The 6,000-nt window shown below is 73.5% G+C and carries 7 protein-coding genes; 3 read left to right on the forward strand and 4 right to left on the reverse strand.

Annotated features, from left to right (window positions below; all coding sequences use genetic code 11):
* Positions 1–49: 49 nt before the first annotated feature.
* The 3 genes from ACFWBW_RS29710 to ACFWBW_RS29720 are packed head-to-tail and all read right to left on the reverse strand — an operon-like array spanning position 50 to position 2,333.
* Positions 50–571, reverse strand: a complete 522-nt coding sequence (locus tag ACFWBW_RS29710; RefSeq protein ID WP_385378758.1) for a hypothetical protein — start codon at positions 569–571, stop codon at positions 50–52.
* A gap of 26 nt (positions 572–597) precedes the next feature.
* Positions 598–1,434 (reverse strand): class II fructose-bisphosphate aldolase, encoded by an 837-nt coding sequence (locus ACFWBW_RS29715; RefSeq protein WP_266911395.1) that lies wholly within the window; start codon positions 1,432–1,434, stop codon positions 598–600.
* Entirely contained in the window at positions 1,431–2,333 is a 903-nt protein-coding gene (locus ACFWBW_RS29720; RefSeq protein WP_385378762.1) for an SIS domain-containing protein, read from the reverse strand. Before ACFWBW_RS29720 ends, ACFWBW_RS29715 begins: the two co-directional genes overlap by 4 nt.
* A 243-nt stretch (positions 2,334–2,576) precedes the next feature.
* On the opposite strand from ACFWBW_RS29720, the gene ACFWBW_RS29725 reads away from it, so the two are divergent.
* The 3 genes from ACFWBW_RS29725 (at position 2,577) to ACFWBW_RS29735 (ending at position 4,790) form a co-directional block, all read left to right on the forward strand.
* Positions 2,577–3,356: a DeoR/GlpR family DNA-binding transcription regulator gene (locus ACFWBW_RS29725; protein ID WP_385378764.1), complete on the forward strand. Its 780-nt coding sequence runs from the start codon at positions 2,577–2,579 to the stop codon at positions 3,354–3,356.
* 42 nt (positions 3,357–3,398) lie between these two features.
* Positions 3,399–3,845, forward strand: a complete 447-nt coding sequence (locus ACFWBW_RS29730) for a hypothetical protein (protein ID WP_385378767.1) — start codon at positions 3,399–3,401, stop codon at positions 3,843–3,845.
* A 177-nt stretch (positions 3,846–4,022) separates the two neighbouring features.
* Positions 4,023–4,790 (forward strand): MBL fold metallo-hydrolase, encoded by a 768-nt coding sequence (locus ACFWBW_RS29735; protein WP_385378770.1) that lies wholly within the window; start codon positions 4,023–4,025, stop codon positions 4,788–4,790.
* Between the two features lie 2 nt (positions 4,791–4,792).
* Here the strand turns inward: ACFWBW_RS29735 and ACFWBW_RS29740 are convergent, their stop codons facing one another.
* Positions 4,793–5,707, reverse strand: a complete 915-nt coding sequence (locus tag ACFWBW_RS29740) for a LysR substrate-binding domain-containing protein (protein ID WP_385378773.1) — start codon at positions 5,705–5,707, stop codon at positions 4,793–4,795.
* Positions 5,708–6,000 lie beyond the last annotated feature (293 nt).

Here is a 6,000-nt window from a genome sequence, read left to right on the forward strand (position 1 = left end):
CGCCGCGGGAGTCCTCCCACTGAGTGGGAGGACTCCCGCGGGTCGCCGCTCAGCTGTAGAGGAAGACGTAGTCGAAGTACACGAGGTCGCGGATGCCGTCGAAGCGGAAGGTGCCCGACGGGACCACGTCGAGGCCTTCCTCCAGGGCGACCTTGTCGTACGTCACGCTCTGCTTCCAGCCCGCACTGGAGGGGATGTACGGCTTCAGCGCGGCCGGCGGCCCGACCAGCGGCCCGACCTCGAAGCGGTGGGCGGGATCGCTCATGATGCGGTTCGCCGTGCCCTGCTTGAGGCGGGCGACCCCGACCAGCCGCATCCGGGAATCCGGGCCCGGGACCGACCGGTCGCTGCCGGACTCGTCGATGTCGTAGCCGATCCAGTGCGCGTCGGAAACGTCGCCCAGTGCGGTCCAGAACCGCCGGTTGAGCGGGGCCAGATCTGTGCGGACCTTCTCCGCCTTCTCCTCCTCGGGCCACATCGCGTAGCCGAGCCCCGCCGCGCCGAGCAGCAGCGGGGCCCCCAGTCCGAGAAGGAGCCGCCGTCTGCTGCTGAGGCCCCGCTGTGCGCTCATCAAGATCCCCCCAGTACCCGTTCCCGTCAGTTCAGGGCGCTGATCATAGCGGCGGCCGTCGCCGTCATCGCCTCCCGTGCGGCGGTCAGATACGGACGGGGATCCGCGGGGGTCAGATGGGTGCGGATGGCTTCGGTCATCGCCACGTTGAGCGCGGTGCCGATGTTGACCTTCCGGATGCCGCCGGCGACGGCCGCGGCGAGTTCCGCGTCCGGCAGACCGGAGGATCCGTGCAGCACGAGGGGCACGTCGACCGTCTTGGCGAGGCGGCCGAGCAGCACGTGGTCCAGGGCCGCGGTCCGGCTGGTCATGGCGTGGCTGCTGCCGATGGCGACGGCGAGCGCGTCCACCCCGGAGTCGGCGACGAACCGCCGCGCCTCGTCCGGGTCGGTACGGGCGCCGGGTGCGTGCGGGTCCAGCGGCGCGGCCCCGTTCTTCCCGCCGACCTCGCCCAGTTCGGCCTCGATCCAGAGCCCGTTGACATGGGCCCAGTCGGCGGCGGAGCGGGTGGCCTCCAGGTTCTCGGCGTAGGAGAGGTGCGCGGCGTCGTACATGACCGAGCTGAAGCCGGCGTCCACGGCCTGCCGCAGCAGTTCGGAGCTCTTGACGTGGTCCAGGTGCAGCCCGACCGGGACCCCGGCCGCCTCGGCGACGGCCACGGCCGCGCGGCTGATCGGCAGCAGCGCTCCGCCCCGGAACTTGACGGCGTTCTCGCTGAGCTGGAGGACCACGGGCAGTCCGGCCGATTCGGCGCCCGCGACGACCGCTTCGGCGTGCTCCAGCGTGATGATGTTGAAGGCGGCGACGGCGCGGCCCTGGGCGGCGGCCTCCAGGACGAGCCTGCCGGCGGGGACCAGGCTCATCGGACGGCCTCCTCGCCCGTGGTGAGGATGACGGACCGGGTCAGATTGCGCGGCGCGTCCGGGTCCAGCCCCTGGTGGGCGGCGACGGCGACGGCCAGGCGGTGGACGCGGACCAGCTCGGCGAGCGGGTCGAGGTGCCCGGCCACCCACTGGGCTCCGGTCCCCCGAACCTGTTCGGCGAGTCCCTCGGGCGCGTCGCCGAGCGACCAGGTGGCGGTGCCGGGCGCCGAGACGCTGATGGGGCCGTGCCGGTACTCCATGGCCGGGTAGGACTCGGCCCAGGCCAGGGCGGCTTCGCGCATCTTCAGCGCGGCCTCGTTGGCGAGTCCGACGCTCCAGCCGCGCCCGAGGAAGGTGAACTGGCCCCGGGTCTCCAGCTCCGCGGGGAGCGGGTCGGCGAGTGCGGCGCGCCCGTCGGCGACCACGGACGGGCTGTGCAGGCCGACGTGGGCGCGCAGCAGGGTGAGCGCGGTGGTGGCGAAGCGGGTCTGGACGACGGACTGCTCGTCGGCGAAGTCCAGGACGACGAGCTCGTCGGCGAGGGTCATGACGGGGGTGGCGGGGTCCCCGATGACGGCGGTGGTGGGCACGCCCGCGTCCCGCAGCCCGGCCAGCAGGTCGAGGACCTCGGTGGTGGTCCCGGACCGGGTCAGCGCGACGACCCGGTCGTAACGCCGGTGGCGGGGGAACTCCGAGGCGGGGAAGGCGTCGGTCTCGCCCTGCCCGGCCTCCTCGCGCAACACGGCGGCGGCCTGGGCCATGTAGTACGAGGTCCCGCATCCGACGATCGCGGTACGCTCCCCCGGCCGCGGCAGCACCGCCCCGTGTTCCGGGGCCAGTTCGGCGGCCCGCTCCCAGCATGCGGGCTGCGTGCCCAACTCGTACGCGACATGGCTCATGGCGGCTCCCTAGCGCGGTGCGTGCATCCCTGATTGCGTGTTCCTGCAAGATAGTGGGCTCTTTCACGCAACTTCAAGCATCCCAGTGATGATCTCCTGCGTTAACCTCGACGCGTAGGCCAAGAGTGGGCGCCGAAGCGAACGGCTAAGCGATCACCGAAGGCGCGATCGAAGACGCGGCCGAAGCAGCGGTCGAAGCAGCGATCGCAGGCGAGACCGAAGACGAGACCGAGAGGGCGGCCGATGACCCGCAAGGAACGCTGGCAGACACTGCTGGACCTGCTGGTGGAGCGGGGCGAGCTGGAAGTGGAGCCCGCCGCCGAAGCCCTCGGCGTGTCCGCCGCCACCATCCGGCGCGACCTCGACCAGCTCGCCGAGCAGCAGCTGCTCGTGCGCACGCGCGGCGGAGCGGTCCTGCACGGGGTCTCGTACGAACTCCCCCTGCGCTACCGCACCTCGCGCCGGGCCGCCGAGAAGAGCCGCATCAGCGAAACCGTCGCGGCGCTGATCGTCCCGGGCGAGGTGATCGGCCTGACCGGCGGCACCACGACCACCGAGGTCGCGCGGGCGCTGGCCGCCCGCCCCGACCTCGCCACCGGCTCCCCCGCCCTCACCGTGGTCACCAACGCGCTGAACATCGCGGGCGAGCTGGTCATCAGACCGCAGTTCAAGATCGTGCTCACCGGCGGCGTGGCCCGGCCCCAGTCGTACGAGCTCACGGGCCCCCTGGCCATGGAGGTGCTCGGGCAGCTCTCCGTGGACACCGCCGTCGTCGGCGTGGACGCCTTCGACCCGGCCGACGGGGCCGCCACCCGGCACGAGGACGAGGCCGCCATGAACCGGCTGCTCTGCGAACGCGCCCGCCGCGTGGTGATCGCGGCCGACTCCAGCAAGCTGGGCGTCCGCGCCTTCGCCCGCATCGTCTCGACCGACGCGGTGGACGTACTGGTGACCGACACCGGCCTCGCCCCGTCGGTGGCCGAGGCCTTCGAGGCGGCGGGGGTAGAGGTCATCCGGGCCTGAGCGGCTCCGGGCCCACCGGGCCGAGGCCGGTGGCCTGGCACGATGAGGACATGGAAGAATTTGCGACAGTTAACAGACTACGTCGAGTGGACGGGGTGGGAGAACACCGATGACACACGGGTCCCGGTCCCGCCCGAGTTCCGGTTCGACGCCGCCCGCTACGACGCCGAACTGGCCCGGGTCGTGGCGGACCACAGCTGGGAGGAGCCCGTGGACACCGCCGCCCGCCTGCTCGCCCACCAGATCGCCCGCTCCGGCTGGCTCGAGCGGGGGGGGCCGCCGTCCGTACCCCAACAGCATCAGGGTCATGGAGCGGGACGAGGAGACCACGGTGTACCTGTCCTTCATGACCCACCAGTCCGGCGAACGCGGCCGGACGGCCTTCACGTGCTGACCGTTTCCGATCGGGAACCTGTCGAGGAGCAGGTGCGGCGCTTCGTCGAGCGGATCACCGCCACCGATCCCCGCGCGAGCGTGGAGAGCACCTGATCCCTAGTGCTGTGGCCGGAAAGGTTTGCCGGGTCGCGGCGTCCGGTGCGGTGCATCGCAAGGCGGAGGACCGCGCCTCGTACTGGACGTACCGGCGCGGTCCGACAACGCGGCGAGGTGCCGTGCCGGGCGCCGCGACCCGGTGAACCTTTCCGGCCACAGCACTAGACTCCCCGGATGGCAGACGATCTTCTCCGGCTCACCGTCCTGGGCAGCGCGACGCCCTACCCCCGCGCCGACAACCCCTGCTCCGGCTACCTGCTCGAAGGCGGCGGCGCCCGGGTCTGGGTCGACGCGGGCAGCGGAACCCTGGGACCGCTGCAACGCCACGTGGGACTCGGCGAGCTCGACGCGATATGGATCTCGCACCTGCACGCCGACCACACGGCCGACCTGCTGACCGCGTACTACGGCCTGCTGTACGCCGACGTACGGCGGCCCGCGCCGCTCCCCCTCTACGGGCCTCCCGGCATCGCCGACCGGCTGGCGGGGTTCCTCACCAACGGACCGGACCGCAGCCCGGTCGAGGCCGCCTTCGAGGTCCACGAGCTGTACGACGGCCACCGCGCGCGGGCCGGGGCGCTCGACCTCACCAGCCGGGCGGTGTCCCACGGCATGCCCGCCTTCGCGCTGCGCGCCGTGTCGGGAGGCCGGTCCCTCGTGTACTCCGGGGATACGGCGCCCTGTTCGGCCCTGACCCGGTTCGCCGAGGACTGCTCGCTTCTGCTGTGCGAGGCCGACAGCACGGCGCACGCGGCCGGCGCCGAGCCGGTGCACCACACCCCCGAGGAGGCCGGCGACACCGCCCGCGCGGCCCGCGCCGGGCGGCTGGTCCTCACGCACGTCGGCCGGGACATGGAGCCCGCCGAGGCCGTGTCCCGCGCGGCCGCCCGCTACCCCGGACCGGTCGATCACGCCGCGCCGGGCGCGGTGTTCCCGGCTTAGGTTCAGTGCGCCGGGAGCCGGCCCGCCTCCCGGGCGAGGGCGGCCAGGACCGGGGCGATCAGCGGATGCGTCTCGGCGCCGCGCCGGGTGGCCGCGAAGACCCTCCGGGTGGCCGCCGGGCCGGACACCGGGCGGACCTGGACCTCCTTGAGCTCCATGCCGCGCAGCGCCGAACGGGGCACCAGGGCCACCCCGGCGCCCGCGCCGACCAGCGCGACCACGGCGCGGAAGTCGTCGGAGGAGTGCACCAGCCGGGGCTGGAAGCCGGCGAGTTCGCAGGCGAGCTGCATGACGTCGTGGCAGGGGTTGCCGGGGTACTGGCCCACCCAGTCGGCGTCCGAGAGGCCGTCCAGCGGCACCTCGGGCAGATCGCCGAGGGGGTGGCCGGCGGGCAGCACCGCGTCGAAGGGTTCCGCGTACAGCGGGAGCACCGACAGCCGGCCGTCGTCGGCGCCGGGGGCGCCCCGGTACTCCACGGCCAGGGCCAGGTCCGCCTCGCCATCGAGCAGCAGCGGCAGGCTCTGGTCGCCCTCCGCGTCGCGTACGCGCAGCCGGATCCCAGGGTGGTCGACGGCGAGCCGGGCGATGGCCGGGGCCAGCACCTCGGCGATGCCGGTGGCGAAGGCCGCCACCGTGACGGCGCCCGCCGAACCGCCCGCGTAGGCGGCGAGTTCGGCCTCGGCCCGCTCGAGCTGCGCCAGGACCTCGTGGGCGTGCCCGAGGAGGATCTCGCCGGCCGCGGTGAGGCGTACGCCCCGGCCGCTGCGGGTCAGCAGGGAGTGCCCCGTCTCCTGCTCCAGCGCCGCGAGCTGCTGGGACACGGCGGAGGGGGTGAGGTACAGCGCTGCGGCCGCGGCGGTCACCGTACGGTGGTCCGCGACGGCCCGCAGGATGCGCAGCCTCCGGGGGTCGATCACGCTGCCATTCTCGCAGCCCGCGGGGCCCTGTCGGGCCGACCGATCGGCCGGGGCCGGGGGCGGTACCTCCGTCGGGGTGCCCCACCCCCACCCGGGTATCCGGGCCGGCCCGGACCGGGCGGAGGTCCGGCCGGTCCCGGCCGGTCCCGGCTGGTGCCGGGAGCGGGGGGGCTCTGTCCCCTACCCGCCCTTCCACCGTTCCGGGGGGGGGGGGGAGGAGAAGGAAGAAGAGCATCATCAGACATCGCGAGGGGGCCAGGCGGGTTAGCGAAAAAGTAAAACGACACGCCCGA

It is taken from the genome of Streptomyces sp. NPDC059957, from assembly GCF_042730015.1.
Taxonomy (GTDB): Bacteria; Actinomycetota; Actinomycetes; order Streptomycetales; family Streptomycetaceae; genus Streptomyces.

Bases quoted from the DNA above. Each gene is read 5' to 3' on its own strand.
- ACFWBW_RS29710 (WP_385378758.1), bottom strand. From the start codon at position 571: ATGAGCGCACAGCGGGGCCTCAGCAGCAGACGGCGGCTCCTTCTCGGA.
- ACFWBW_RS29715 (WP_266911395.1), bottom strand. From the start codon at position 1,434: ATGAGCCTGGTCCCCGCCGGCAGGCTCGTCCTGGAGGCCGCCGCCCAG.
- ACFWBW_RS29720 (WP_385378762.1), bottom strand. From the start codon at position 2,333: ATGAGCCATGTCGCGTACGAGTTGGGCACGCAGCCCGCATGCTGGGAG.
- ACFWBW_RS29725 (WP_385378764.1), top strand. From the start codon at position 2,577: ATGACCCGCAAGGAACGCTGGCAGACACTGCTGGACCTGCTGGTGGAG.
- ACFWBW_RS29730 (WP_385378767.1), top strand. From the start codon at position 3,399: ATGAGGACATGGAAGAATTTGCGACAGTTAACAGACTACGTCGAGTGG.
- ACFWBW_RS29735 (WP_385378770.1), top strand. From the start codon at position 4,023: ATGGCAGACGATCTTCTCCGGCTCACCGTCCTGGGCAGCGCGACGCCC.